This is a genomic window from Limnoglobus roseus (assembly GCF_008254045.1).
In the GTDB taxonomy this organism is placed as follows: Bacteria; Planctomycetota; Planctomycetia; order Gemmatales; family Gemmataceae; genus Limnoglobus; species Limnoglobus roseus.
In genome coordinates, this window is record NZ_CP042425.1 from 3,611,017 (window position 1) to 3,637,634 (window position 26,618).

Below are 26,618 nucleotides of genomic sequence, written 5' to 3' on the forward strand. Positions count from 1 at the left end.
ATTGGGGTATTCGCCGCGACCGGCCGGAGATTTGACATGCGGATGCGGGCCACGACGATCTGTGCGGTGCGAACCGCGGCCGGGGCTGCTATGGCCGGCGACGGCCAGGTGACGCTCGGCCAGATCGTCATGAAGAACGACGCGAAGAAGATTCGCAAACTCTACGACGGCAAGGTGATCGCCGGGTTCGCCGGGGCCGCCGCGGATGCGTTCTCGCTGCTGGAACGCTTCGAGGCGAAACTGCGGGACCATCAAGGCTCGGTCCCCCGTGCCGCGACGGAGTTGGCAAAGGAGTGGCGGACCGACCGCGTGTTGCGGCGGCTGGAAGCGATGCTCGTCGTGATGGACCGCGAGAACCTGTTGCTCGTCAGCGGCACCGGCGACGTGATCGCCCCGACGGACAGCGTGCTGGCCATCGGTAGCGGCGGCCCCTACGCCCTCGCCGCCGCCCGGGCACTGATCGCGCACACGCAAATGAAGCCTGGCGAGGTGGCGCGAAAGGCCCTGGAGATCGCCGGCGACATCTGCATCTACACGAACAAGAGCATCGAAATGGTGGAGTTCAACTGATGGCCGACTCACTTACGCCCAAGCAGATCGTCGCCGAACTTGACAAGCACATCGTTGGGCAGGACGCGGCCAAGAAGGCCGTCGCCGTCGCCATCCGCAATCGCTGGCGGCGGCAACAACTGCCGGAGGATTTGCGGAAGGCCGTCACGCCGAAGAACATCATCCTCATCGGCCCGACCGGCGTCGGCAAAACGGAGATCGCCCGCCGCCTCGCGGAGTTGGTCGGCGCGCCGTTCATCAAAATCGAGGCCACGAAATTCACCGAAGTCGGCTACGTCGGCCGCGACGTGGACAGCATGATCCGCGACCTGATGGAAGCGGCCATCAGCCTCGTGAAGCAGAACCAGCGCGAGCGGCTCTGGTCGAAGGCCACCGACCGTGTGAACGAGAAGTTGCTCGACCTGCTCGTGCCCGCGAAGAAACTCGCCCCGTGGGAGCCGGACGCCGAGACGGAGGAGAACGAGAAGCGCGGCCGTACCCGCGAAAAGTTCCGCATACGATTACTCGCGGGCGAACTGGAAGACGTGGTCGTCGAACTGACGGTCGAACAGAAGACGACGCCGGTGCAGATCTTCTCCAACATGGGCATGGAGAACATGGATGTGAACCTCCAGAACATGTTCGACAACATCATGCCGAAGAACGCGCAGCCGCGGCAGGTGCCGATCAAGGAGGCCCGCAAAGTCCTGTTGGAGCAGGAGACGGAAGCCCTCATCGACCGCTCGCTCGTGGCCGAGGAGGCGATCGACCTCGTGCAGAATCACGGGATCATCTTCCTCGACGAGATCGACAAGGTGTGCGGCCCCGAGAGCGGCGGCGGTCGCGGACCCGACGTGTCCCGGCAGGGCGTGCAGCGTGACCTGCTGCCGGTGGTTGAAGGCACGACGATCAACACGAAGTACGGCCCGGTGAAGACCGATTACATCCTGTTCATCGCGGCCGGGGCGTTCCACGTCTCGAAGCCGAGCGACCTGATGCCCGAGTTGCAGGGCCGCTTCCCGATTCGCGTGGAGCTAACCGACCTGACCCGCGACGACTTCCTCCGCATCCTCACCGAGCCGAAGCACTCGCTGACGAAGCAGTACAGTGCCCTGTTGAAGACCGAGGGCGTGGAGATGACGTTCACCCCCGACGGCGTCGGCGCGATCGCGGACGTGGCCTTCGAGTTGAACCGCACGTCGCAGAACATCGGCGCGCGGCGACTGCACACGATTCTGGAAAAGGTGGCTGAGGAGTACAGCTTCGAGGGGCCGGACCTGGCCGACAAGACCGTGACGATCGACGCCGGCACCGTGCAAGCCAAGATCGGCCCGATCGCGAGGAACGAGGACCTGAGCAAGTACATTTTGTAATCGCAAAGGCGAGCGGCCCGGCGTGAGCGGGCCGTGTCTCACACCCCACAAGACACGGCTCGCTCACGCCGGGCCGCTCGCCTTTCGGCTCGCGCGCCGCGTCCGTATCCTATTCTCATGCCCGATCCCACCCCCGACCCGCCGCCGGATCTCACCGGGAAGACGCTCGGCGACTTCTACGTGCAGCGGAAGCTCGGCCAGGGCGGCATGGGGCAGGTCTACCTCGCCCGCCAGTTGTCGCTGAAGCGTGAAGTCGCCCTCAAGCTGCTCAACACGCACCTCGCCCAGAACGAGACGGCCCTCAAGCGGTTCCAGGCCGAGGCCGAGGCCATCGCCCAGATCAGCCACCCGAACATCGTCCAGGTGTTCGCCATCGGCGAGAATGACGGCCTGCGGTACATGGCCCTCGAATACGTTCGCGGCTTGAACCTCCGCGACTACCTCGAGCGCAAGGGGCCGCCGGAACTGACCATCGCCCTGTCGATCCTCCGCCAGGTGGCCGCCGCCCTCCAGCGGGCCAGCGAACTCGGCATCGTTCACCGCGACATCAAGCCGGAGAACATCCTGCTGACGAGGAAGGTCGAGGTGAAGGTCGCCGACTTCGGCCTGTCGCGACTGACGCAGGGGGAACAACTGCCGTTGAACCTCACGCAGTCCGGCGTCACGGTCGGCACACCGCTCTACATGAGTCCGGAACAGGTCCGCGGTCAGGCGACCGACCACCGCAGCGACATCTACAGCCTCGGCGTGACGGCGTACCACTTGCTCGCCGGCGAGCCGCCGTTCACCGGGGCGAACGCCATCGACGTGGCCATGAAACACGTCAACGAGGAACCGCCGCCGCTGAACGCGGTTCGCCCCGACCTGCCGGCGGACTTGTGCGCCCTCGTTCACAAGATGATGGCGAAAAGACCAACCGACCGCTACCAGTCGGCGAAGGAAATCCTCCGCGACGTGGCGAAGTTGCGAGAGGGCCACGCGCTCGGCTTCACGCAAATGCTGGCGGTCGGGCCGGCAACACTGCCCAGCCTCGGCCTGTCGCTGCCACTGCCGTCGACGACCACGGCCCAACTGCCCCTCGTCCCACCGCCGTCGCGATGGCCGGTGCGCATTCTCGCGGCCCTGGCCGTGGCCGGCGTCTTCACCGGCGGCTGGTTCCTCTTCGGCCGCCTCCACCCGCCGGCCGCGGCGATGGCCGGCCCAACGGAGCCCGGCCTTCCGGCCGCACGCTTGCCGGAGGCGGTGAAGCTGATCAGTGCCCGCGAGAGCGACCTACTCGCAAGGCTCGACAAGCGTGCCGCGACAGCGGCCGAGGTGATCGACGCCAGCATCGACCTCGGCCTGCTTTACGTGAAGGAACACCGATACCCGGAGGCGGAAAAGGTGTTTCATCAACTGGAGCACGAGAAGCCCGACCGCGCCCGGCCGGTGAACCCGCAGTTCCCGGTCCAGGCGACCGTCTCGCGGCTCGGAATCGGGATCGTACAGGCGCACCAGGACAAGGCAAAGGATTCGATCGCCACGTTCCGCAGTGCAATCGATCCGTTGCGGAAGCCGCTCGCTTTGGGGCTGTTGCAGCAGTTCTTAATGGAACACCGCGATCTGGTGCTGGCCGTCGCGGAGGCCGTGCAGCGGGACGCCGACAATCTGCCGAAGGGGGAGAAGTTCCCCCTGGCGTTGGAGAAGCTCCGCTCGCCGGCGACGATGTTGAAGGAATAAGCCTCGATGCCAACCCGTTGCGACGGGTGGGCATTCGTCCGCACTCTTAACGGGAAGTTCCCCCATGCTCCGCGCACTCCTCGCTCTGCTGCTTCTCGCACCCGCCGTTGTTGCCGCCGACCCGACCCGGCACGAGTGGAAGGTCAACGGCGTTGCCCGTGAGGGACTGATCGCACTCCCGACTAAGTCGTCGAAGGCCGCCCCGGTGGTGTTCGGCTTCCACGGCCACGGCGGGTCGATGAAGAACGCGGCGAACTCGTTCAAGTTGCACGAACTCTGGCCGGAAGCCATCTGCGTCTACCTGCAAGGGCTGCCGACGCCCGGCAAACTGACCGACCTCGACGGCAAGCGGGCGGGCTGGCAGCACGCCGCCGGCGACCAAGAAGACCGCGACCTGAAGTTCTTCGACGAGGTCTGGGCGTGGCTGAAGAAGGAGCATAAGGTCGATGAGAAACGGGTCTACTGCACCGGCCACTCGAACGGCGGCTCGTTCACCTATCTGCTATGGGCGAAGCGCGGCGACGTATTCGCAGCGATGGCCCCGTCGGCCGCGACCGGCGGCGTGGCGACGAGCAAGAGCCTGACGCCGAAGCCGGCGCTGATCGTGGCCGGCGAGAAAGACGAGTTGGTGAAGTTCGAGTGGCAGAAGGCAACGATCACTTACGTCCGCAAGCTGAACGAGTGCGAGACCGAGGGGAAGCCGTGGGAGAAGACGGCGACCGAGTACCCGTCGAAGAAGGGCACGCCGGTGGTGACGTTCGTCCACCCCGGCACCCACACCTACCCGAAGGAAGCCCCGGCGCTGATCGTGAAGTTCTTGCAGAGCCAGGAGAAGAAGTGAGCGGGTGAGCAATTGTTTCCCGGCCCTTCAGGTTGGCAAGACACACCGGCAGTGATCAGGCCAGGCCGGCCCGCGTCATCGCCGCATTCACAATGCGCGTGATGAGGTCTGCGTGCGAGACACCGATGAGGCCAGCGAGAATCACGAGGTCGCTCGACTCCGGGTTTAAGCCGGGCAGCGGGTTGATCTCGATGAAGTAGGGCACGCCGTCGCGGACGCGGAAATCCAACCGGGCCACGTCGCGGCAGCCGAGCACGTCGAAGACCATCAAGGCGGCCGCTTCAACGGCCCGCAACACCGGCACCGGCAGTGCCGGCGGGCTGGCGTAATCGACCTGCTGCTTGTAATCCCGCTTCACTTCCAGGCTGTAGACGAAGTGCTCCGTTGCTTCCTTCGGCGTGATCGACATCAGGCCGAACACCTGCGGCGGGTCGTTCCCGAGGACGCCGACGGTGACTTCCGTGCCCGCGATGAACTCTTCCACCAGCACCGGCTGACGGTAGTCTTCCCAGAGCTTCATCACCGTCGGGCCGAACTCTTCCGGCGTGCGGATGAGGCAGCGGTTCCGGACGCCCTTGCTCGATCCCTCGAACGTCGGCTTCGCGATCACCGGCAGCGGCAGTTCGCTCGCTTCCAACATCGCCGGGAACTCGGAGAAGTCGCCGTCGTAGGGGGCCGCGTCGAACTTCAGCGTCAGCCCCTTCGGCACGACCACGTCGGCCGTCTGCACGATGCGGCGGGTCAGGCCCTTGTCGAGGGCCACGGCAAGGGCAAGCGGGTCCGACCCGGTGTACGGGATGTCGAGCATCTCGCACACGGCCGGCACGCGGGCCTCGCGCGACCGGCCGACGCCCGTGCCCTCGGCAAAATTAAAGACGAAGTCCGGCTTGTTGCGGAGGAGCGTTTCGAGCAGCGGTCGGCCGTCGTGCAGCAGCGAGACGCTGTGGCCGAGACTCGTCAGCACGTCGGCGATGGCGTGGATCGTGACCGGCGCGTCGAACTCTTCGTACAGGTCGTCCGGCGCGTCGGCCGGCAGCGGGGCGGCGGGCTTGAGGTCGAAGGCGATTCCGACGTGCATGGTGTCACCAAATTTGAGCCGCAGATAAACGCCGATGAACGCCGATCAAAACCATCCGAGGTTTGATCGGCGTTCATCGGCGTTTATCTGCGGCGAGATTTACCGGGTCGCGGCGTGGTGGCCGTTCGTTCCGTTCGTGCCGTTCTTCATCACCGGCAGCGACAGGATGCGCTGCTGCTCCACCGGCGGTTGGCCCGCGTCGCCGCAACTGCCGGCTTCGTAGCCGGGGTCGAGGACTTGCAACTTCCGCCGGCGGGCCATCCGCTCGTTGCCTTCCGGCATCAGTGAGGTCTTGTCGCCTTGCAACAGGCCGCTGACGCCGCGGGTGGCGGTCGCCTCTTGCGTGCTCGACTTGTCCTCGGCCTGATAGCGGATGAGCATGCCTTCGTAGTTGCGAAGAATCACCGCATCGTCGCTCATGCTGACGAGGTAGTTCGGCATCAGCGGAATCTTGCCGCCGCCTTGGGGGCTGTCCACCACATAAGTCGGAATGCCGATGCCACTCATGTGGCCGCGGAGGCCCTCCATGATCTGCATACCCTTCCAGATGCTCGTGCGGAAGTGCCCGGCACCCGTCACCGGGTCGCAGTGGAACAGGTAGTATGGGCGAACCTTGATGCGGAGCAGGCCGCGGAGCAAGGAACGGATCGTTTCGAGGCTGTCGTTCACACCCTTGAGCAGCACCGCGTGGTTGTTGATCGGCATGCCGTGGCGGAGCAGGCTCTTGCACACCTTCGCCGCCTCGGGGGTGATCTCCCGAGGGTGGTTGAAGTGCGTCTGGATGTACACCTTCTCGGTGGCCGCCAGCAGATCGAGCAGTTCCTGATCGTACAGCCGTTGCGGCAGCGTCACCGGCACGCGGGTGCCGATGCGGATCACGTCGACGTGGTCGATCTCTTTCAGGTTGTCGAGGTAATACCGCAGCTTACCCAAAGGTAAGGTTAGCGGGTCGCCGCCCGAAACGATCACGTCGCGGATCTGCGGGTTCTTCCGCACGTACTCGATCATCCGCTCATCGTCTTTGCTCACGCCTTCCCAGCCGCCGCGGGTGAGCGTCGCGCGCTTCCGGGTGCAGTACCGGCAGTACATCGAGCAGTTCGGCGTCGTAATCATCAAGACGCGGTCGGGGTAGCGGTGGGTCAGCCCCGGCACTGGCGAGTCTTTGTCTTCTTCGAGCGGGTCTTCGAGTTCGAAGTCGGATTGGCTTTCGAGCGGCGAAGGGACCGACTGAAGGCGGATCGGGTCGGCGGCGTTGTCCGGGTCGATCAGCGAGAAGTAGTACGGCGGGATCGCCATCTTGAAGTCGCTCTCGATTTCGCCGAGCGCTTCGAGTTCTTCCGGGGAGAAGCGGAGGAGCGTGCGGAGTTGGCGGACCGAGCGGACGGAGTTTTGAGTTTGCCACCGCCAGTCGTCCCACTGGTGATCGGGGACGTCGTTCCAGGTCGGGTTTCGCCGCGGACGACTCGGAGGCTCTTCGTCGTCGAACCCGCTCACGGCCGGAGGGGCCGAAGGATTGGCGAGCGGGTCGCGGGTATCGGACTCGAACATAAAAACTCGGACCTCCAGAGGTCTCGACTTCCCGGGCGAAGGCGACGGTCGCCACTCACTCGGCGGGGAAGGACTTGTGTGTCGTGCGCGAGGACACGTCACAAGTTTCTTCAAGGAAGAATCCTAACGTCTCGTTCGAGAAAAACAAGTTTATCATGCGCGATGCGCGAGGAATGTCGCGCAACTTCCGCGCCACCGTCGCTACCACCCGAATGCGCGCGCGCGAAATGGGGTGGAACATCTTCGTCGGGAATTCATCACTGCTGACGTGGACCGAGTCGTTCGTCACTGAATCTTCAGCCCCATGAGCCATGTGGACTCGCGCTGGATGGCCGCGTCGTCGAGGCCGCCGGTGCGGTGGATCTCGGCCTTCGCCATCTTGCCACTCGTCATGTCCAACGCCATCACTTCGATCCGCCCGTTGGCGGCCACGCCGCAGCGGACCTGCACCGGTGCGCCCTTGACCATCCCCTCTTGCAAGCCGTCGATCCAGCAGTCGCCGATGGGGATGCACGCGGCCGACTGGTTCGCCTCGCCCTGCAAAATCCGCACGCGGACTTTCGTCTGCCCATCCTTGTTCGTGTAGTAGACGCGACTCGTCGCGGCCGGTAGCTGCGTGTTCTTCAGGATGAGCTTGTTGTTCAGCTTCTCCTCGCCCTGGCGAATCTCGACGCCGAGGCTGTGCGCGTTCACGCTGACTTCCACGATGTCCGCGATGGCGGAACCGGCCGCGAGCGGGGCGGCGTTCGCCAGCTTCGACGCGACGATGCCCGCGTGCGCCGCCGCACCGCGGGCCACGACTTCGCTCACCGCGAGCGAGCGGTCCACGTCGCGGCCGGTCACTTCGCGGAGCATTCTCGCCGTCATCGGCATGTGCGTCGAGCCGCCGACCATCAGCACCTTGTCGATGCGGTCCCATGTCAGCCCGGCGCTCGCCACCACTTGCTGCGTCGTCAGCCGCGTGCGGATGAGCAAGTCCCGCGTGAGGTTCTCGAACAGTTCCCGCGTCACCGGCACCGACATCCGCTGCCCGGCGTGGACGCACGTCACGGTCGCGTTCTCGACCTTCGACAGCGTCCGCTTCGCCCGTTCGACGGCCGCGTGCAGGAGGGCCATCGACTGATCGTCTTCCCGCGGGTTGCTGCCGAACTGCTGCTGGAACTGGTCGGCCACGTGGTTCGCGAGGCGGTCGTCCCAGTCCTTGCCGCCGAGGCGAACGTCCCCTTCGATGCCGAGGACGCGGAACTTCTTCTTCGAAAGCTGCACGAGGGTCACGTCGAATGTGCCGCCGCCGAGGTCGTAGACGATGACCGTCTTCGGCGCCCCTTCGGGGATCGCCCCGGTGGCCGCCGTCTGGATCGTGTACGCCAACGCCGCCGCCGACGGCTCGTCGAGAATGTCGATCACGTCCAGCCCAGCGATCTTGCCGGCGTCCATCGTGGCCTTGCGGCGGCTGTCGTCGAAGTACGCGGGCACGGTGATGACGGCCTGCTTCACCGGGCCGATCTGGGCTTCCGCGTCCTGCACGAGCTTCCGCAGGATGACGGCCGCGAGCGTCTCGGGGCGGTGCTGTTGCTCGCTGACGGTGCGGCCGTACTCCGGCAGGCCCATCTTCCGCTTGATGAGCGTGGCCACCTGATCGGGGTGTTCCATCATCACGTCGAGGGCCGGCTGCCCGACGACGGCCTCGCCGTGGCCGGTCAGGTAGACCGCCGACGGCGTGAGCAAGTCGCCGTCGCGGTTGGGCAGCGTGTACGGCCGCCCGCGGTCGTCGAGCGTGGCGATGGCCGAGTATGTGGTTCCGAGGTCGATGCCGACAATCGACATGAGCGGTCCGGGTTCGGGGGATGAGCGCGAGAGTGCTGGAATTGTAATGACCGGCGCCGCGGCGGTGTTAGAGGGGAGCCGGGGAATTTACCGAGCGGCCGCGAATTATGCCCGCAAGGACGCCGGTCGGGGTCGCAACCCTCCGCCCGTGTTCAGCGCGCTGCTACCAGAACCGCGGAACGAGTAGGAACGTCGGTTGTTCTCCATCGGCATTGACTGCGGCGTCATCGCGGACGAGATCACGAGAGGTCGTGCCCCTGGTCGCGAAGGGCTGTACAAGTGAAGGATGAGCTCGAATTGGATATGCAGCTCGTGTTCACTCACCGCCCATTTCGGGCGGCGGTTCTGCTACTGGGCCGACTTCAACTTTCGGTATATCAGTTGGGCCAGGGGGTTGCATTTGGGCAACCGCGATTGCTCTTCCCAAAAGTGAGGTCACGAACGTCCGGAAGCTCAACTCTGAACTCGGCTCGCTGTACGTTCCCTTCCGTCCCGCGGTCCGAGAGGACGTGATGAAACATGCGGCGTCATAGAGTCGACGCCGTACCAACTTCGTCAACAGTTGCTCGTATCGAACTCTGTAAGACGCATTCTGGAATTCGGGGGACGTGTCGAAGTGCGGTTCCTTGACCCGCACTGGTGTATTTGAGCCGGGTGCGTCCTCCAGCAACATCAAATAGCCGAGCCAGGGTCGTTCCGACGGCTTGAAAGCGCCCTCTTCATAAGCCGCCCAGAGGTCCGTTGCATTCCCCAAAACTTCTTCTGTTCGGTTGTTGAAATTGTTCCCGAACGAACCGACGTGAGACTTGAACTCGACGATGGCAACAAGCTTGTTATCGGCAACTACCAAGAGATCCCAATTCTTCTCTGCGCGAAACCAACCGGGAAGTTCCGTTTTCTTCCGCCAATAGATCGTTGCATCCTTCAAACCAGATGCGATAAGGAGATCGGCCACGAGTCCGCGAAAACCGTCCAGGTGCTTGCCGCCCGTGACGGCACCACGATCACCTCTGTCCTTATCGCCCCGAACACCACCCTGGGACTGGGCCTGATCCCCACGCAACTGCCAGAAGTGCTTGACGGCTTTTGCCAGTCGTTTGTCCAGGTTGTCGAGGAGAATATTCATACTCGCTCACTGATGGACCGTAACCGCGGACGCAGTGAATAGCCCCGAGGTCTTATCCCGTACTCGGCGTTGGGCGTACGCGAGGTAGTCTTTGTCAATCTCGTAACCGATACTGTTGCGCCCGCACTGCGACGCGGCCAAGGTCGTCGTGCCCGTTCCCGAGAACGGATCGAGGACGGTGTCCCCTACGAACGAGAACATCCGGATAAGTCGCCGGGCCAATTCGACGGGATAGGGGGCGGGGTGGTGGCGTGTGGACGCGCCCGTTACGCCGGTCCAAATCTGTTGAAACCACTCGCGGTGCAACGCCTCGGGGATGACACTGAGAATTTTGGTCGCCAGATCCGGCGTACGGTATCCGCCTGGCTTTCGCTGCATCAGAATGAACTCGATGTCGTTCTTGATTACGCCGTTGGGTTCGTAGGGCTTGCCCATGAACGGCGAGCCGTTACCCTCTGCTTCAAGGGAAGCGTTGGCAATTTTGTGCCAGATGATCGGGGCGAGATTGTCGTACCCGAGCGGACGGCAGTGCTCTTGAATCGATGCGTGGAGCGGTACGACCGTGTGACGCCCGCCGTTCTTTCGGCGCGAGAGGCACACATCTCCTACGACACAGACGAGACGTCCCCCGGGCACGAGTAGGTCGAAACATCGCCGCCAGACCTTGTCCAGTTCGGTTAAAAATTGCGAGTAGTCTTCGACGTATCCGAGTTGGCCTTCACCCGGGTTGTACTCCTTCAGTGTCCAGTACGGAGGCGATGTTAGCACGAGGTGAACGGTTTCGCGTTCGGGGTGCGGCATCTCTCGAGCGTCACCTCGATAGAGGTTGTGCTGAGTGGGAATGGATGAAAGAGTTCGCTCGATGATAGCCGTCAGGCGGGTATCCTTCGCGATGCGAGGGATGGCTTTCTGAATGTCGCTCAAGTCGCCGAGTTTTTCGGGGAGGTACTCGTGGATGTCAAGGTTGGCCGTCGTTTGCAACATCACAGCGCCTAGTCGGAACCGGTTTCGAACAGCCGACTACGGTATGAAAACCAGATGAAACGAGGAAGCCCAGACTTCCCGCTGGTCAGATAAGTCTGGGCTTCGGGTCACTTCAGCTCCACCGACCAGTAGGCGTTGTCGAGGAACGACTGCCACGAGCGGTACTTCTTCTGGGCCATCTTCGCGTTCAGGATCGGGCTGCGCTTCGGCTTCTCCGGCTTGCGGATCAGCGTCATGTTCGCCTGCCGCGGGGTGCGGCCGCCCTTGCGGACGTTGCAGTCCACGCAGGCGCACACGATGTTTTCCCACGACGTGCCGCCACCCTGGCTGCGGGGGATGACGTGGTCGAGCGACAGTTCCGTCGTCGAGAACTTCTTCCCGCAGTACTGGCACTGGTTGTGGTCGCGGGCGAAGATGTTCCGGCGGTTGAACTTCACCGCCTGCTTCGGGATGCGGTCGTAGTCCAGCAGGCGGATGACCCGCGGGGCGCGAATCTCCACCGTCGGCGTGCGGACCCACTCGTCCTCGTCGCCGTGCGCGGCGAACATCTCCTTCGCGGCGCTCACCTCCAGCCAGCTCGCGAAGTCGTAGGACAGGAAGCTCCCGTCCTCGATCCAGACGACTTCCGCCTCGTCCTTGCAGAGCAGGCAAAACGCCCGGCGGACCGAGATGACGTGCACGGCCATGAACATCTTGTTCAGGACGAGCACACTCGAGTCCAGAGCCGAGTGCAGACCGAAGTTCATGACAGGTGTCCCCCTTCGCGGCCGTCACCGGCCGCAGGTTCAATACGCGGCCGACGACGCCTCGTCGAAAGTGACGCGCCTCTGAGAAAGAAGGTTCAACCACGGCATGCAATTATTCTACCGCGGCGGTTTCACTCCCCGCAATAGGCTGGCCGAGGGGAATCGGGGGAAGTTCATGAATCGTTCATAAGTCGAAAGGGGCGAGCGACCCGGCGTGAGCGGGTCGTGTCTGGGCGTGGCGAGGCGCGGCCCGCTCACGCCGGGTCAGAACGGGGGCAGGGCTTCGGGCGGTGCGATCGGCCGCTTTTCTGAGCCGAACCAGCGGTCGAGGTCAAAGCTGGCGAGCAGGTCGGCGGAGCCGCGGCTGGCGTCGAGTAGCGGCGTGACGTGGTGCTTCCAGACGGTGGCGAGCTTGTCGCGGGTCAGGTCGGGGATCATGAACGGTGTGTGGCCGAGCTGCCATTCCTTGCCGCAGTCGCGGGCGATGCGGGCGTTCAGTTGTTCGAAGAACTTCAGTAGCCGTGGGCCGAACGTCGGGTCGGGGTCGGCCGGCGGGTGGGCCGCGAACCAGCGAGCGAGCAGGGCGGCGTCCGGCGGCATGTCCATGAAGGCGAACCGGCGGCGGAGCGGCTGGTCGAGCGTGTCGGCGGTCGGGTCGCCGGGGTTGGCTGTTGCCAGGATGAGCAGATTGCTCGGCAGGCGGAAGGTTCGCTTCGAGTACGGCAGCGTCACCGCCTCGCCGCGGTATTCGAGTAGGTAGAGCAACTCGCCGAAGACGCGAGGCAAGTTGGCCCGCGTCAGTTCGTCGATGAGCAGCACGAAGGTTTCGGCCGGGCGGCGGTTCGCCTCGGCGGCGCACCCGAGCAGCACGCCGTCACGGACGCTCCCCTCGGCATCGGTGGGGCGTTCGACGAACTCCTCGTAACTGTAGCCGGGGTGGAACTGCACGAACCGCACGGCGTCGGCCCGGTCGCGCGTCAGGAGGCGGGCGAGCGACTTCGCGACGTGAGTCTTGCCGGTGCCGGAGACGCCGCGGAGGATGAGTTGCTTCTTCGACTTGAGCAACCCGCGGACGCGGTCGAGCCAAACGTCCGACAGCAGCGTGCTGGTCTGGAAGGATTCGTCGTCGAAGACTGCTTTCGCCTCCGGTCGTCCGGCCCGGCGGTGGAGAACCGGCAGGGGGTTCTCGTCCACCGCCGCGGCGAACAGCGGTAGCAGACGGTCGAACGTGAGCAAGATTTCGCCGACGAGATCGTCCCGGCGTAACAGGGCTGCGTCGGGCAGAAGGTGCTGGCTCGCGGAGAGCGTTTTCTTCGCGGCCCACGTTCGAAGGTCATCGGCCGACTTGATCGGGCCGTCGCCGAAGTTCAGGGCCGTCGCGGTCGTCGCGGCGAGGGCGTCGAACAGTAAGGGGCCGTGTTGTTGCACCGCGGTCCGCAGTCGCTTCCCGGCCTCGCGGGCGGTGCGGCCGAGGTGGAAGCCGAAGCTCAAGCCGGTCGCGTCGAGTCGCGCGAAGAGTTGCGCGTCTGCCCGCCGGGCCGGGCCGGCCTTCGGGTAGAACGTCAGCCACATCTCCGGCACGTAGGGCGTCGTCTGGCCGTAGTCGTTCTTGACGATGCTCGTCAGGGCCTTGCCCGTTCGTGGCTCGCACTCGATGGCCCAGCCGTACTCTTTTTCGAGAATCGGCCGCACATATCGTTCGGTCAGTGCCTCGCAGAGTTCGACCATCGGCTCGCGGACAGCGAACTGGTAGCGGTCGCGGTGGGCGTCCATCCACTCGCGGCGGTTGTCGGCGGCGAGGTCGCGGAGGAAGTGGAAGCTGTCGCCGCAGAAGCCGTGGAAGGCCCGTGCGAGGTTCGGGCGTTCGCCGGGGGCCGCGAGGCGTTCGAGCAGGTCGCCGACTTCGAGCGAGTGAACTCGATAGCGGTCTCGCAACTGTGTGACCGCTTCCGCGAGTAGGGTGGTTTCGTCTGCCGAGTCGAGCCCTTCCGGGAAGGCGTCGTCGAGTTGTCGCAAGCCGGTCCACGCGGCGGGCGTCAGTGGCGGGGTCGTGCCGGCGTGGTCTTTCAACCGCTTCCGCAGGGGAACTGCCGTGCGAATTTCTCGCAGGGTGGATTCGATCCGGCGGGGTTTGTCGTCCGCGACCGACGGCGGTAACTCGCGGTCGGTCATGCCGGCGATACGGTGGAACAGGTCGTCCAGATCGGTGGCCGTCAGGTCGGGCGTGGATGCTAGCAGTCGCGCGTAGGCATCGCACAACTCAGCGAAGGCGGCGGGCGAACCGTTCGGCGTGCGGGTGGCAATCAGGCCGGCGCGGCGGGCGCCGGCTTCCACCGAGGGAATCCATCGCGGCAGCGTTCGCGGGGCCAGCGACTGCGCGACCGCCGACCAGAACTCGCGGCCGAGGCCGGGGATGAAGTACGCCCCGTCCGGTTCCAGGCAGCGGTCCAGCCGTTGCGGCAGCGGGTCGGTCCCGCGCAGGACGTGGGCCACGGCATACCGCAACAGCGACGCCGAACGTCGCAGGCTCTCTTCGTGCCACCCTTGTGGCACGGCCCGTCGGTAGAAGGCAATCAGGTGGTCGAGGAAGGTTTGCGGATCGTGTGTGTCCAGAATGTCGGCATCAAGGGATGGCACCGTCCGGTCCGAATGGCCTTCCGCCCGGAGCGCCGTCAGCAGCGGCTGCAAGGGCAGCGACGATCCTTCCGCGTGAACGACGGACATGAGCCAGTCCAGCCAGCAGGAGCAACCAAATCAGCAACAGTAGGGATTGTAACGAAGATGTGGAGAAAATGCTTTCGAGAAATGAAAGTGTCCCGCCGCAGACCGCTTCAGCGTCGCCCAGTCACCAAAGTAGCCTAACGGCGGGACAATTTGAAAATACCGCGCGATGTTGTGCTGGACAAGCAACAGTGTGGGATTTTCCGCCGAATTCACATTCGGCGCCAGAATCTCTGACAGTTACGATGCCAGGGCAAGATAAAGGCGGGCCAGGTGGTGCCAGCCACTCGATTCGGGCAGTTGCTCGGCGGCGGCATTCAGGTGGGCGTGGGCCTCCGATTTTTGACCGTTTGCCAGGGCCGCCATGCCGAGGTTGAAGGCGGACACGCGATTGTCAGACTGCTTCCAGATCGCAACCGCCGCGGTCCGTTGGCCTTGCTGCCACAACAGGGCGGCTCGCTCGTTCTCAACGACGGTCTTCGCGGTTTCGTCGGCCAGCGTTTCGGCTTGAGCGAGCAGGCGTTCGGCCTCGGCGTAGTTCCCGCCGACGCGAGCGGAAGCGGCCTGTAGGAGAGCGTTCGCGAGGGGCGACTTCGCCGAAGTTGCGGTCCAGCCACGACTTTCGGTGGTCGTGCTCAACTTCTTCGCGGGCGAAATCAGGCTGTTGATGTCGCGAACTTGTTGCGGGAAGTGGCCGATGGCGAGGGGCAGGAACTCGGCGGACGCTTGCCGCGAGTGGGCCGCCCATTCGCCGGGCAGCGTCGCGGGCAAGTCCTTCACGCCGAGGAACTTCGCCGCGGCCGTCGCTTCCGTCCACGTCGTGCGGGCGTCGGCCGTGAAGCCGGCCATCACTTCGTGCGGTTCAACGCTCGTATCCGTTTCCAACGCGGCGGGGCGGGCCAAGAACCGACTCGTCAAGTCCGCGAGGGAAGGCTGAGCAAACTTGGCAAATGACGAAGTCATGGTAAAGTCCCGTGGCCGTGTGGCGTATTCTCGCAAGGGGAACGCCGATCCGCCAGCCGCTTGCGCGGAATATTGCGTCACCGTTCCGCTCTTGCCCATTTCGGCTCTGGCACGTTACCATCCGTGGCCGACGACTCGCACGGATGCGGCCGAATGGACGAACAACCCAACCCCGGATTTCGAACGCAGCCGAGCTGGCTGCTGGTGGTCGTTGCGCTCGTCGTCGGGCAACTCGGGCTGACGGACCAACTCTTTGGCGGTCGGGAGGGCGTACGGGACTCGCGGCCCATCGTGGCGGGCCGGCATCCGTTGCACTTCTACCACGGCCTCCTCGGGGCGGAGACGTTCCGCCAGCGGACGGCGACGGCTTGCTTCGACCCGAACTTCCAGGCCGGCTACCCCAAGACGCCGGTCTTCGACGGTGGGTGCCGCCCGGCCGAGTTGGTCCTCTACTTTGGCGGCGAACACGCGGGGCCGGAAACCTACAAGTTCGGCCTCTTCCTCGCCAGCCTCGCCGTCCCCCTCGTTTACGTTCTCGCCGCCCGCGGGTTGGGGATTTCGGCCCCCGCGGCGTGCCTGGCCGGGGCGCTCGGGTGCGGCGTCTGGTGGTCGCCGGCCGTGCGGGGCATCCTCGACTCCGGCCACCTCGACTTCCTCCTCGCCGGCCACGCCGCCCTCGTGTACGTCTGCTGGCTGTCGCGCTACCACTGGGAGCCGAGCGTTACCGCGTGGGTGATTCTGGCGATGGCCTCCGTGGCCGGATGGTACGGGCACCCGGTCGTGATCCTCGGCCTCGCGCCGATCCTCGGCATTTACTACCTCGCCGTCGCCCCGCGGCACGGCCTCGCGTGGCACCTGGGCTTGTACGGCGTCACGCTGTTCGGCCTCGCGCTCAACCTGTGGTGGCTGTTCGACTGGGGCAAGTTCTGGTGGTTGCGGCAGCCATCGGTAGACGACGTGGCTCCGCTGCCGACGTGGGACGTGATCGTCGACACGCTGCCGGGGCACGCCCGGCTCTTTGGCCCGGCCCCGTTCGGCTGGCCGTTGGTCGTGGCGGGGTTGTTCGGGTGCATGGTTCTGGCCCGCGAGAAGCATCGGAGTGCCCCGGTCGTGTTGCTGCTGACCGCCGGCCTCGGGTTCCTGGTCGCCCGTCTCGGGAACGTCTGGCCGCCGATGGCGAACGGTGAAGCCGATCGGGCGGCGTCGCTCGTGGTCGGGCTGGCGACGCTGCCGGCGGCGGCATGGCTGGCCCTGTGGGCGAAGCGGGCCGGTTTGACACGGGTGGTTGTGGTTGCCGCGACCGGCGTCGTGCTGGCGACTGGATGGGGCGGGCACTGGACCGAACCACTCCGCTATCAACTCGGCATCCAGGCTGAGCCGATCGCACTCGGACTGTCAGCCGATCAGGCGACGCTCGTTCAGGACTTGCAGCAGCGCACGACCGCGGAAGCCCGCATTCTCTTCGAAGAAACGCCGACGGGGCAACCGGGGTGGAACTGGACGGCCCTCTTGCCGTGGCTGACGAACCGGGCGTACATCGGCGGCCTCGACCCGGACGCGAAGTTCGAACACGCTTTCTGCCGGCTGCGGGGCGACACGCTCAACGGCCGGCGGTTGACCGACTGGACCGACGTGGAACTGGAAGAGTTCTGCCGCCGGTACAACATCGGCTGGGTGGTCACACGGTCGGCCTCTGCCCGCGACCGCTGGCGGCGGGTGAGCTTCGCGAAGGAGATTCAACAATACCGCGACGGCGGCGACGTGCGGCTGTTCGAACTCAAGCGCACGAAGTCGTTCATCCTGACCGGGCAGGCCACGCTCTCGCAGGCCGACCGCCGCAAGATCGTGCTGACCGACGTGGTCCCGGTGGACGCCCCGCACCCGGACGGCGGCCCCATCCCGGCGAAGGTGATCGTGCTGAGCCTGCACTATCAAGCCGGCCTCCGAGCCGGCCCCGGCGTGCTGTTGGTCGAGCGCGACCCGGACCCGTCCGACCCGATCCCGATGGTCCGCCTGCGGCTGATCGGCCCGCAATCGCGGATCGTGCTATCGTGGGAAAACCCCTAAGGAGTGCGGAATGCGGAATGCGGAATGCGGAATGCGGAATGCGGAGTGAAAACCGAAACCCGACCGCACCGACCGTTTAGCCGCGAACCGGAGGCTTTGCGGAGGGGAGCGCGACGACCGCCGTCGAGGGCCGACGATGACGGAAGTGGAATGGCTGACGGCGATTGATCCAATCCCGATGCTGGAATTTCTTAAAGGGAAGACGAGTGATCGGAAGTTACGGTTGCTTGGGATCGCCCTCGCCCGCGCATCCTGGAGCCGGTTGGAAGACGAACGGAGCCGTCGAGCGATAGAGGCGGCTGAGCGTTTTGCCGACGGGATGATAGACGCCACTGCAATGGAGCCTGTCGTAGACGGTGCCTGGGACGTGCGAGACGAGTTGTGGGACGCCGGTCCCGAAAGCCATGACGACCGGCTGTGGTTAGCGGAGGCGGCAGCCCTCACCGCCTCCATTTATGAATGGAGCATCACGTTTGATCGGCCAGGCAGCCAGGCTGCTGACTACCCTTTCTGGCCGATCTCGCCGACCCACTGCGAACTGATACGCGACATCTTCGGCAACCCCTTCCGCCCCATCGCCGTCGATCCTTCTTGGCTCTCCTCAGCCGCCATCGCTCATGGCATCTATGACGACAAAGCCTTCGACCGCTTGGCGATCCTGGCCGATGCCCTGCAAGACGCCGGGTGCGAGAACGCCGACATCCTGAGCCACTGCCGCAGCGACGGACCGCACGTCCGCGGGTGCTGGGTCGTCGATCTCGTACTGGGAAAAGAATAAGGCGAGCGGCCCGGCGTGAGCGGGCCGTGTCTGAGTGTGCCCAGACACGGCCCGCTCACGCCGGGCCGCTCGCCTTTGATCGGGCAACCCGCGATCGCGAGCGTTGTCGTTCGCACGCGGTTCCCTATCATTTAAGATTCAACGCCGTCCGGCACACAACGCGACTGGTGCGTCATCGCTCGTGATGGAACGCAGGTCGGTCGGACGCACACCATTCGAAGGAGGGGGCACACATGGCCCTCGGACTGATCGGCCTCAAGGTCGGCATGACGCAAGTTTTCACGGACAAGGGCGACGCCGAACCCGTGACGGTTCTCGAACTCGGCCCGTGCCGCGTGCTGCAAATCAAGGACAAAGACCCGAAGAAGGACGGCTACTCGGCCGTGCAGATCGGCTTCAAGGACAAGCCGCGGAAGAACGCCCGGCGGTCGGAGCAAGGCCACGTGGCCGCCGGCCTGAAGTCGAAGCGGAAGGAAGGCCGTCAGAAGGCCGGCGTGCAACTGCCGCCGAAGGCCGACTGCGAACCGCAACGGTACGTCCGCGAGTTCCGCGTGGACACCACCGATAAGAAGGTCGGCGACGTGGTGAACGTCGGCGAAGTCTTCAAGGGCGTGGTTTCCGTGGACGTGATCGGCACCTCGAAGGGCCGCGGCTACCAGGGGGTTATGAAGCGGCACAACTTCGACGGTCTGCCCGCCGCCCACGGTGCCAAGAAGGTTCACCGGCAAGCCGGTTCGACCTCGTCGCTGGCCAGTAACCGGGGTTCGGGTCGCCCGAAGAAGGGTCTGAAGCGGGCCGGTCAGTACGGCAACACCCGCGTGACGGTCCGCAACCTGAAGGTCATCAAGATCGACGAAGCGAACAACCTGCTCCTCGTCCGCGGCTCGATCCCCGGCCACAACGGGGCCGTCGTTCTCGTTCGGCCGACGAACAAGAAGTAACCACCGCGATTCGGCCGTGTGCCGGAATGGCCCTGGCGGGGCGAGACAGCGAAATCTGTCTCGCCCCGCCAGGGTTTTCGCGTTGGGTGGACGGCACGCGGGGCGTGCCTACTACTAACCTGTGCCCGGTCAACGGTGATCGGGCGGCAAACTTCCCCTTGAGACGAACACCCGATGTCCGCCGAAACACTGGAATTCAAGGCCGAACTGAAGCAACTGCTCCACCTCATCACGCACTCGCTCTACTCCGACCGCGAGATCTTCCTGCGGGAACTCGTGAGCAACGCCAGCGACGCCATCGCGAAGGTTCAGTACGACTCGGTCAACAAGGAAGACCAACTCGAAGGCAACCGCGACTGGAAGATCAAGATCACGCCGAACGCCGAGGCGAAGACGCTGACGATCTCTGATAACGGCATCGGCATGTCCCGCGACGAGGCGATCGACCACCTCGGCACCATCGCCAAGTCCGGCACGAAGGCGTTCCTCAAGGCGATTCAGCAGAAGCAACAGGGCGACACGCCCGGCCTCATCGGGCAGTTCGGTGTCGGCTTCTACAGCGCGTACATGGTCGCCGACACGGTGACGGTCCACACCCGCCCCACCGGCGGCTCGCAACTCGGCGTGAAATGGGCGTCCGACGGGCAGGGGCAGTTCACGGTCGAGGACGCGCCGAAGGAAACCCGCGGCACCGACGTGATCTTGCACCTGAAGGAAGACGCCCAGGAGTTCCTCGACCCGTACCGGCTGAAGGGACTGATCCGCAAGTTCTCGGACTTCGTCGAACACCCGATCGTGATGGACGAGACGGAGGAGAAAGACGGCACCAAGACCACGACCGAGGTGACGGTCAACAACCGCCGGGCGGTCTGGCTGCGGTCGAAGAACGAGGTGAAGCCGGAAGAGTACGAGGAGTTCTACAAGCAGATTTCGCATGACCACGAGCCGCCGGCGAAGGTTCTGCACTTCGCCGTGGAGGGGAAGACGGAGTTCAAGGCGCTCGCGTTCATCCCGGCCCACCGCCCGTTCAACATGGACTGGGAGGAGCAGAAGGGCGGCTTGCGGTTGTACGCCCAGCGGGTGCTCATCATGGACCGCTGCGAGGACGTGCTGCCGTCGTATTTGCGGTTCGTCACCGGCGTCGTGGACGCCGCCGACCTGCCGCTGAACGTGTCGCGCGAACTCTTGCAGCAGAACCCCTTGCTGGAGACGATCAAGAAGAACGTGACTAAGCAGGTGCTCTCCGGCCTGGAAGCGTTGAAGAACACGGAGTACGAGAAGTACGTCGCCTTCTACCAGGGCCTCGGCCCGGTGCTGAAGGAGGGGCTGGCCCGCGATTGGACGAATAAGGACAAGGTCGCCGACCTGCTGTTGTTCGAGTCGATGAACACGGAGGCGGGCAAGTACACGACGCTGGCCGATTACGTCGAGAAGATGCCGGAGGGGCAGCCGCAAATCTTCTTCCTCACTGGCGAGACGACGGCCCAACTGCGGAACTCGCCGTACCTGGAATCGTTCCGGGCGAAGGGCTACGACGTGCTGCTCTTGACCGACCCGGTCGATGAGTTCGCAATCCCGCAGTACGGCGCGTACAAGGGGAAGTCGCTGCAAGCGGCCGACCGTGGCGACGTAAAGGAGACCGGCGGCGACATCCCGCAGGAGACGACGGACCAGTTCGCGAACCTGCTGAACGCGGTCAAGATGAAGCTGTCGGACGTGGCCGACGTGAAACTGACGACGCGACTGACTGACAGTGCCGCCTGCTTGGTAGCGTCGGCCGGCGGCATGAACGCGAACATGGAACGCCTGATGCGGAAGTTCGGCCAGGCGGTCGAGGAGAACAAGCGGGTGCTGGAACTGAACCCGGCCAACCCGGCCGTGACCGCGTTGCGGGACCTGCACGCCGCCAACCCCGACGACCCGCGCGTCGAGAGCTTCGCGCGATTGCTGTTGGATCAAGCGGTGATCGCCGAGGGGTCGAAGGTAACGGACCCGGTCGGCTTCGCGAAGCGAATTAACGAACTGATGACCGCGAGCCTGAAGTAATCCGCACGTTTCACGGCGGGCGGCTTTGATCCCTCCCCCTTGAGGGGAGAGGGTTAGGGTGGGTGTGATGGCACGTCCACTCGTGGCAACGGTCTCCATCTTTCGGCGGTAGGTTTTCACCCCCTCCCTAGCCCTCCCCTCTCAAGGGGGAGGGAATAAGAAAGCCGCTACCTCTCACGTCGCTGTCCCATTGTGGAAAACTCCATGACCCGCCGCGCCATCGCTTTCGCCTTTCTCGCGTTTTTCCCCCTGCTCTCGACCGCTCAGTCCCTGCCGCTGAAAGCCAAGCCCGACGCCCCCGATGGGCCGCCGTTCGTCTCGGCGAAGGCGTGGATCGCGGTCGATGGCGCAACCGGCAAAGTCCTCGGCGGCGACAGTCAGGCCGAAGCCCGGCCCATGGCCAGCACGAGCAAGATCATGACCGCGTGGATCGTCCTGAAACTCGCGGCCGACGACGCGAAGGTGTTCGACGAGACCATCACATATTCCGAGCGGGCGGCGAAGACGGTCGGCAGTTCCGCGAAGCTCAACGCCGGCGAGAAGGTGTCCGTCCGTGAGTTGCTCTACGGCCTCCTATTGCCGTCCGGCAACGACGCAGCAGTGGCCTTCGCCGAGCACTTCGGCTCGCGCTTCGGCAAGGACGCGGACGGCGAACCCTTGCTGCGATTCGTGAACGAGATGAACCGGCGGGCCAAGGAACTCGGCCTGAAGGAAATGTCGTACCGCGACCCGAACGGCCTCAGCCCGCAGAACGTGTCGAGCGTCCGCGACCTCGCGACACTCGCACGGGAAGCACTGAAGGACGAGGCGTTCCGAAAGTACGTCAGCACCCGGCACTACGAAGGAAGCATCACCGACTCTGGCGGTAACAAGCGCAAGGCCGTGTGGACGAACACGAACAAGTTGTTGGACATCGAGGGCTACGAGGGCGTGAAGACCGGCACCACGACGCCGGCCGGCAACTGTCTGGTGGCCAGTTGCAAGCGGGGCGAAGACCGCGTGATCGTCGTCGTCCTGGGTTCCACGTCCGCGGACGGCCGGTACATCGACGCCCGCAATTTGTTCCGCTGGGCGTGGCACGAGAAGGCGAGCGGGAAGTGAGATAAGAATGCGAACGCGGACCCCGCGGGATCCGCGTTCCAGTTTGAAAGTCGTGGAGGACTACTCCTTCACTTCGGTCGGCTTCACGGTGCTCAGGATCGTCTTCAATTCCGTGATCGCCTTCTCGGCGTCGGCCTTCGTTTCCCAGTTCAACTGCGGCAGCGGCATCGCGATCGTCTTCCCTTCGGCGTTCAGAATCTTGTACCGCCAGCGGCCCTTGTCGTTCTTGTAGACTTCGATGCTGCCGGCCGCCTTCTCCTCGGGCTTCTTGGCGTCGGCAGGCTTCTTGGCGTCGGCCGGTTTCTTGGCGTCGGCCTTCTTGTCTTGCGCCATCGTGCCGGTCCCGGCGGCCATCACCGCGAGGGCCGACAGGAGGGTGAGGGATCGCACGAACTTGCTCATGAGCGATGTCCTTGAAAAGAGATGCGGATGTCTCGGGAAACGAGGGACCGAGGCAGACCCCATTATTTCGCACCCGAACGGCGTCCGCAATGAAAAGTCGCTGCCGGGATCAAGGTGAGGGTTCGGCGTCGCAAAGACTCTGACAGTTAGTCAAGTCGGCGAAGCCCGGTCGGCGCTCGCGTTTGGGGCGGTCATTCAATCACCGACGGTTGCCCGCCCGCGTGCCGGGACCGCCGGCGGAGCAGGGCCTGCACGCCGAACGTCAGCCCGGCAATCGCGATCAGGCCGGCCGCCGCGTAGGCCCAGCGCATCGGGCCGGTGAACTCCTCGCGGGTCGGGCCGTCGGTGAGCGGCGTTTCAGGGGCGATGGTGATGGTCCGCCGGGCGACGTGACCGTCGCCCGCGTTCACGCTGATCTTGTACCGGCCCGGCGGCGGAACGGGGAACGCCCAGTCGCCGTCGCCGTCCATTTTCCCCTCTGCGATTACCGACCCGTTTTCGCCTTCGACCCGCACCGTAGCGCCGGCCGCGGCCGTGTCGTCGTCGTAGTAGGCGGACACGGCGACCGTGCGATCGCGGACCTTCGCTTGCAGGTCTAGCCCGTGCGCTTGCCCCGCAAGCGGGAGCAACAGCACGCCGAGGAGTCCGAGGGCCGACCGCATCACTCACCTCCGAAATACCTTCCGTGGCATGGTACGAATCACGGGGAAGGGTAGGGCCAAGTGTCAGGCTTTTACGCACGCTCGGATTGAGCGTTCCCGCCCGTCTCGAATCGTTCAACCTGCCTGCAAAATTTTGCGCACGCCAGGCCGAACATTCGGCCGCCACGGAACCTGTCGGATTTCTCGGCACAAAGTTTTTGACGCCATTTGCCCTCATCCTAAATGCCCCTGTCGTCGAAGTTCGCTCCAAAAACTTCCACCGCTCAAGCCCCAACCATACGAGGAATCGCACCATGAGCCGCAATCGCAAAACCCAACCCCGCAACACGGTCCAATCGTTCCGCAGCGCCCCGACCCTGGTCCAACTCGAAGACCGCAGCATCCCCGCCCTGTTCGGCGCGGGCAACGTGGTGAGCCTACTCTCACCCCTGTCGGGCGCGCCGGCGTCCACCCTCGGCGACTTCAACGGCGACGGCAAGACCGACCTCGCCGTCGGCAGTTTGAACTCGACCTCGGTTCAAATCCTGATGGGCGACGGCAACGGCGGCTTCACGCAATCGGCGACGACCGGGACGATTAACCTCGGCGGCCTCCTCGGCGGTGGGGCGTCGGCCCTAGCCACGGCAGACTACACCGGCGACGGCCGACCCGACATTATCGTCACCCGGCCGAACGCCGGGCTGACCGGCGGCATCACGGTCCTCGCCGGCGACGGCAGCGGCGGCTTCACCGCGTCGGGCAGCTCGCTCATCAACCTTAACCTCGGCGGCCTCAAGCCCCAGGACCTGGCGGTCGGCGATCTGAACCTCGACGGCACCCTGGACGTCGTCACCTCGAACGTCACGAATAACCTCGGCATCCTGACGGGCAACGGCCTCGGCGGCCTGCTCACGAACACGATTCAGTCCCTCGGCGGTTTGACCGGCGTCGCCGCCCCGACCCTTGCGGACCTGACCGGCGACGGCAAGGCCGACATCGTGAGCATCGTCACCGGCACCCAGAAGGGCGTTCAAATCCTGAACAACCTGGGCAACGGCAAGTTCTCGCTCGGCAACCTGCTTTCCACGGGCAGCAACACCCCGACCGGCCTCGTCGTCGCCGACTTGAACGGCGACGGCAAACAGGACATCGCCGTCACCGATAACGCCGGGCAACTCCGCGTGGCCCTCGGCAACAACACGGGCGTTCTGACCCTCGGCACGCCGATCAACGTGGGCGGCGTGCTCGGCAAGGTCGTCGCCGCGGACGTGAACCTCGACGGCATCACCGACCTGCAAGTCGGCGACACGAAGAACGCGGCCGTGAAGATTTTGCTCGGCGACGGCACCGGCAACTTCACGACCTCGGTCAACGACCTCATCAGCCTCACGACCGACCCGACCCAACTGAAGGTGGGCGACTTCAACAAAGACGGCAAGCCGGACATCAGCGTGCTGCTCTCGGACGGCACGCTCAAGGTGTACCTGAACACGACGGTCCTGCCGGTTACGGTTCCGGGCATCCCGCCGATCGTGCCGCCGATCACGATCCCCTCGCCGCCGACCACCCCGACCACGCCGCCGGTCACGCCGCCGACCACTCCCCCGACCACCCCACCGACAACCCCGCCGGTCGTGCCGCCGATCACCATTCCGGGCATCCCGCCGATCGTGCCGCCGATTACGATTCCCTCGCCGCCGACCACGCCGCCAACCGTTCCGCCGGTGGAAGTGCCGAGCGTCCCGCCCGTAACGACCCCGACGGTTCCGCCCGTGACCGTGCCCACGGTTCCGCCGGTCACGACCCCGACAGTTCCGCCCGTGACCGTGCCCACGGTTCCACCAACAACTGTTCCGACCGTGCCCCCGGTCACCGTGCCCACAGTTCCGCCGACATCGCCGCCTGCAAGCCCGCCGACATCGCCGCCCGCAAGCCCGCCGACCACGCCGAGGGTTCTCAACCGCGTGATCGACAAGCTGCCGGATGTGGTGTCCGTCTCCGGCCCGGACGGTGTGGTGAAGAACTACGTGTTCCACAACGGCGTGCTCGAACAGGTCGGCGATGCCGTCGCCCCGTTCCCCGAGTACACCGGGTCGGTTCGTGCGGCCGTCGGCGACTTCAACGGCGACGGCGTCTACGACACGGTCTACGGCATCGGGGCGGGGGGCGGCTCGCTCCTGCGAATCATCGACGGGGCGACCGGGACCGACCTGCTGTCGGGGAACACGGTGGCCACCTTCGAATCGGGTTTCAAGGGCGGGTTATTCGTTGCGACAGGTGACGTCGATGGGGACGGGGACGACGAGATCATTGTTTCCCCGGACGTCGGCGGCGGCGGCCGGGTGCAGGTCTACCGCGTGCAAAACGGCCAACTCGTCACGGAGGCCAACTTCTTCGGCATCGACGACGCGAGCTTCCGCGGCGGTGCCCGGACGACCTTCGGCGACGTGAACGGCGACGGCGTGAACGACCTGATCGTCGCGGCGGGGTTCGGCGGCGGTCCGCGGATCGCCATCTTCGACGGCACGACGCTCAAGTCCGGCGCGCCGAAGCGACTGGTCAACGACTTCTTCGCCTTCCCCGGCGAGGACGCGACGCGGCTGCGGAACGGCGTCTACCTAGCGGCCGGCGACTTCGACGGTGACGGCAAGGCCGACCTCGCGTTCGGCGGCGGTCCCGGCGGTGCGCCGCGGGTGTTCGTCCTCGGCGGGGCGGGCATCATGTCGAACGTGGCCGCCGAGCAGGCGTCGCCGCTGGCGAACTTCTTCGTCGCCAACGATTCGACCAGCCGCGGCGGCGTGCGGGTGACGGCCAAGGATGTCGACGGGGACGGGGAATCCGAACTCGTCACCGGTAGTGGCGAAGGGCTGGTGGCGACGGTGCGGACCTACAAGGGTGCGAGCTTGGCTCCGGTGAACAGTGAGCCGCAACTCGCGAACTCGATCCGCCCCTTCGGGACCGACCCACAGACCGACGGCGTGTACGTGGGGTAAGCCGGTCTGACGCACGAAAGGTTTTCAGCACCGGAGGTGCGGTAGTCGTTAACCAGGGGCGTAAGCCCCTGGGATCGTCACCCCAACAAAACAGCCCCGGAGGGGCAGCAGTGTGTCTGCTGCCCCTCCGGGGCTGTTTTGGTCTCACGGATTTCCCAGGGGCTTACGCCCCTG

The 26,618-nt window shown here is 65.0% G+C and carries 21 protein-coding genes; 11 read left to right on the forward strand and 10 right to left on the reverse strand.

The window, feature by feature from the left end; all coding sequences use genetic code 11:
- The first annotated feature begins 36 nt into the window (after positions 1-36).
- From hslV to PX52LOC_RS15190, 4 genes are all read left to right on the forward strand, one after another.
- Positions 37-570 (forward strand): ATP-dependent protease subunit HslV, encoded by a 534-nt coding sequence (hslV, locus tag PX52LOC_RS15175; protein WP_149110909.1) that lies wholly within the window; start codon positions 37-39, stop codon positions 568-570.
- Positions 570-1,922 carry an ATP-dependent protease ATPase subunit HslU gene (gene hslU / locus PX52LOC_RS15180; protein WP_149110910.1) on the forward strand — a complete coding sequence of 451 codons (1,353 nt, stop codon included), beginning with the start codon at positions 570-572 and terminating at the stop codon, positions 1,920-1,922. Before hslV ends, hslU begins: the two co-directional genes overlap by 1 nt.
- A gap of 117 nt (positions 1,923-2,039) precedes the next feature.
- Positions 2,040-3,641, forward strand: coding sequence for a serine/threonine-protein kinase (locus PX52LOC_RS15185; protein WP_149110911.1), 1,602 nt, complete (start codon positions 2,040-2,042; stop codon positions 3,639-3,641).
- 64 nt (positions 3,642-3,705) lie between these two features.
- A complete protein-coding gene (locus PX52LOC_RS15190; protein ID WP_246173731.1) occupies positions 3,706-4,482 on the forward strand; it encodes an alpha/beta hydrolase family esterase in 777 nt (258 codons plus the stop codon).
- Positions 4,483-4,537: 55 nt separating this feature from the next.
- On the opposite strand, the gene PX52LOC_RS15195 is transcribed toward PX52LOC_RS15190, so the two are convergent.
- Both PX52LOC_RS15195 and PX52LOC_RS15200 read right to left on the reverse strand, forming a co-directional pair.
- A complete protein-coding gene (locus PX52LOC_RS15195) occupies positions 4,538-5,560 on the reverse strand; it encodes a D-alanine--D-alanine ligase family protein (RefSeq protein ID WP_149110912.1) in 1,023 nt (340 codons plus the stop codon).
- A 99-nt stretch (positions 5,561-5,659) separates the two neighbouring features.
- Positions 5,660-7,108 (reverse strand): KamA family radical SAM protein, encoded by a 1,449-nt coding sequence (locus PX52LOC_RS15200; protein ID WP_149110913.1) that lies wholly within the window; start codon positions 7,106-7,108, stop codon positions 5,660-5,662.
- 83 nt (positions 7,109-7,191) lie between these two features.
- Between PX52LOC_RS15200 and PX52LOC_RS15205 the strand changes: the two genes are divergently transcribed.
- Positions 7,192-7,416, forward strand: coding sequence for a hypothetical protein (locus PX52LOC_RS15205; protein ID WP_149110914.1), 225 nt, complete (start codon positions 7,192-7,194; stop codon positions 7,414-7,416).
- Here PX52LOC_RS15205 and PX52LOC_RS15210 read toward each other — a convergent pair.
- The 6 genes from PX52LOC_RS15210 to PX52LOC_RS15235 all read right to left on the reverse strand — a co-directional run bounded on the left by PX52LOC_RS15210 (position 7,394) and on the right by PX52LOC_RS15235 (position 15,475).
- Positions 7,394-8,935, reverse strand: coding sequence for an Hsp70 family protein (locus tag PX52LOC_RS15210; RefSeq protein WP_149110915.1), 1,542 nt, complete (start codon positions 8,933-8,935; stop codon positions 7,394-7,396). The two genes, PX52LOC_RS15205 and PX52LOC_RS15210, sit on opposite strands and share 23 nt — an antisense overlap.
- Positions 8,936-9,251: 316 nt before the next feature.
- Positions 9,252-10,061, reverse strand: a complete 810-nt coding sequence (locus PX52LOC_RS15215; RefSeq protein WP_149110916.1) for a PaeR7I family type II restriction endonuclease — start codon at positions 10,059-10,061, stop codon at positions 9,252-9,254.
- Positions 10,062-10,067: 6 nt separating this feature from the next.
- A complete protein-coding gene (locus PX52LOC_RS15220; protein WP_149110917.1) occupies positions 10,068-11,045 on the reverse strand; it encodes a DNA-methyltransferase in 978 nt (325 codons plus the stop codon).
- A 107-nt stretch (positions 11,046-11,152) separates the two neighbouring features.
- The gene (locus PX52LOC_RS15225; protein WP_149110918.1) at positions 11,153-11,791 is read right to left on the reverse strand and encodes an HNH endonuclease; all 639 of its coding nucleotides are present in this window, start codon (positions 11,789-11,791) and stop codon (positions 11,153-11,155) included.
- Positions 11,792-12,055: 264 nt separating this feature from the next.
- On the reverse strand, positions 12,056-14,515 hold the full coding sequence (locus tag PX52LOC_RS15230; RefSeq protein ID WP_149110919.1) for a DUF2461 family protein: 2,460 nt from the start codon (positions 14,513-14,515) through the stop codon (positions 12,056-12,058).
- A gap of 237 nt (positions 14,516-14,752) precedes the next feature.
- Positions 14,753-15,475: a tetratricopeptide repeat protein gene (locus PX52LOC_RS15235; RefSeq protein WP_149110920.1), complete on the reverse strand. Its 723-nt coding sequence runs from the start codon at positions 15,473-15,475 to the stop codon at positions 14,753-14,755.
- 153 nt (positions 15,476-15,628) lie between these two features.
- Here PX52LOC_RS15235 and PX52LOC_RS15240 point away from each other — a divergent pair, with 153 nt between their 5' ends.
- From PX52LOC_RS15240 to PX52LOC_RS15260, 5 genes are all read left to right on the forward strand, one after another.
- Positions 15,629-17,542, forward strand: a complete 1,914-nt coding sequence (locus PX52LOC_RS15240) for a hypothetical protein (protein ID WP_149110921.1) — start codon at positions 15,629-15,631, stop codon at positions 17,540-17,542.
- 136 nt (positions 17,543-17,678) lie between these two features.
- The gene (locus PX52LOC_RS42520) at positions 17,679-18,320 is read left to right on the forward strand and encodes a hypothetical protein (RefSeq protein ID WP_246173732.1); all 642 of its coding nucleotides are present in this window, start codon (positions 17,679-17,681) and stop codon (positions 18,318-18,320) included.
- Positions 18,321-18,553: 233 nt separating this feature from the next.
- Positions 18,554-19,261, forward strand: a complete 708-nt coding sequence (gene rplC, locus PX52LOC_RS15250) for a 50S ribosomal protein L3 (RefSeq protein ID WP_149110922.1) — start codon at positions 18,554-18,556, stop codon at positions 19,259-19,261.
- 174 nt (positions 19,262-19,435) lie between these two features.
- Entirely contained in the window at positions 19,436-21,307 is a 1,872-nt protein-coding gene (gene htpG, locus PX52LOC_RS15255) for a molecular chaperone HtpG (RefSeq protein ID WP_149110923.1), read from the forward strand.
- A 204-nt stretch (positions 21,308-21,511) separates the two neighbouring features.
- Positions 21,512-22,408: a D-alanyl-D-alanine carboxypeptidase family protein gene (locus PX52LOC_RS15260; protein ID WP_149110924.1), complete on the forward strand. Its 897-nt coding sequence runs from the start codon at positions 21,512-21,514 to the stop codon at positions 22,406-22,408.
- A 60-nt stretch (positions 22,409-22,468) separates the two neighbouring features.
- Here the strand turns inward: PX52LOC_RS15260 and PX52LOC_RS15265 are convergent, their stop codons facing one another.
- Both PX52LOC_RS15265 and PX52LOC_RS15270 read right to left on the reverse strand, forming a co-directional pair.
- Positions 22,469-22,810: a YegP family protein gene (locus PX52LOC_RS15265; protein WP_149110925.1), complete on the reverse strand. Its 342-nt coding sequence runs from the start codon at positions 22,808-22,810 to the stop codon at positions 22,469-22,471.
- Positions 22,811-23,001: 191 nt separating this feature from the next.
- Positions 23,002-23,472, reverse strand: a complete 471-nt coding sequence (locus tag PX52LOC_RS15270; RefSeq protein WP_149110926.1) for a carboxypeptidase-like regulatory domain-containing protein — start codon at positions 23,470-23,472, stop codon at positions 23,002-23,004.
- Between the two features lie 293 nt (positions 23,473-23,765).
- On the opposite strand from PX52LOC_RS15270, the gene PX52LOC_RS15275 reads away from it, so the two are divergent.
- Positions 23,766-26,444, forward strand: a complete 2,679-nt coding sequence (locus PX52LOC_RS15275; protein WP_149110927.1) for an FG-GAP repeat domain-containing protein — start codon at positions 23,766-23,768, stop codon at positions 26,442-26,444.
- The last annotated feature ends 174 nt before the right edge of the window (positions 26,445-26,618 follow it).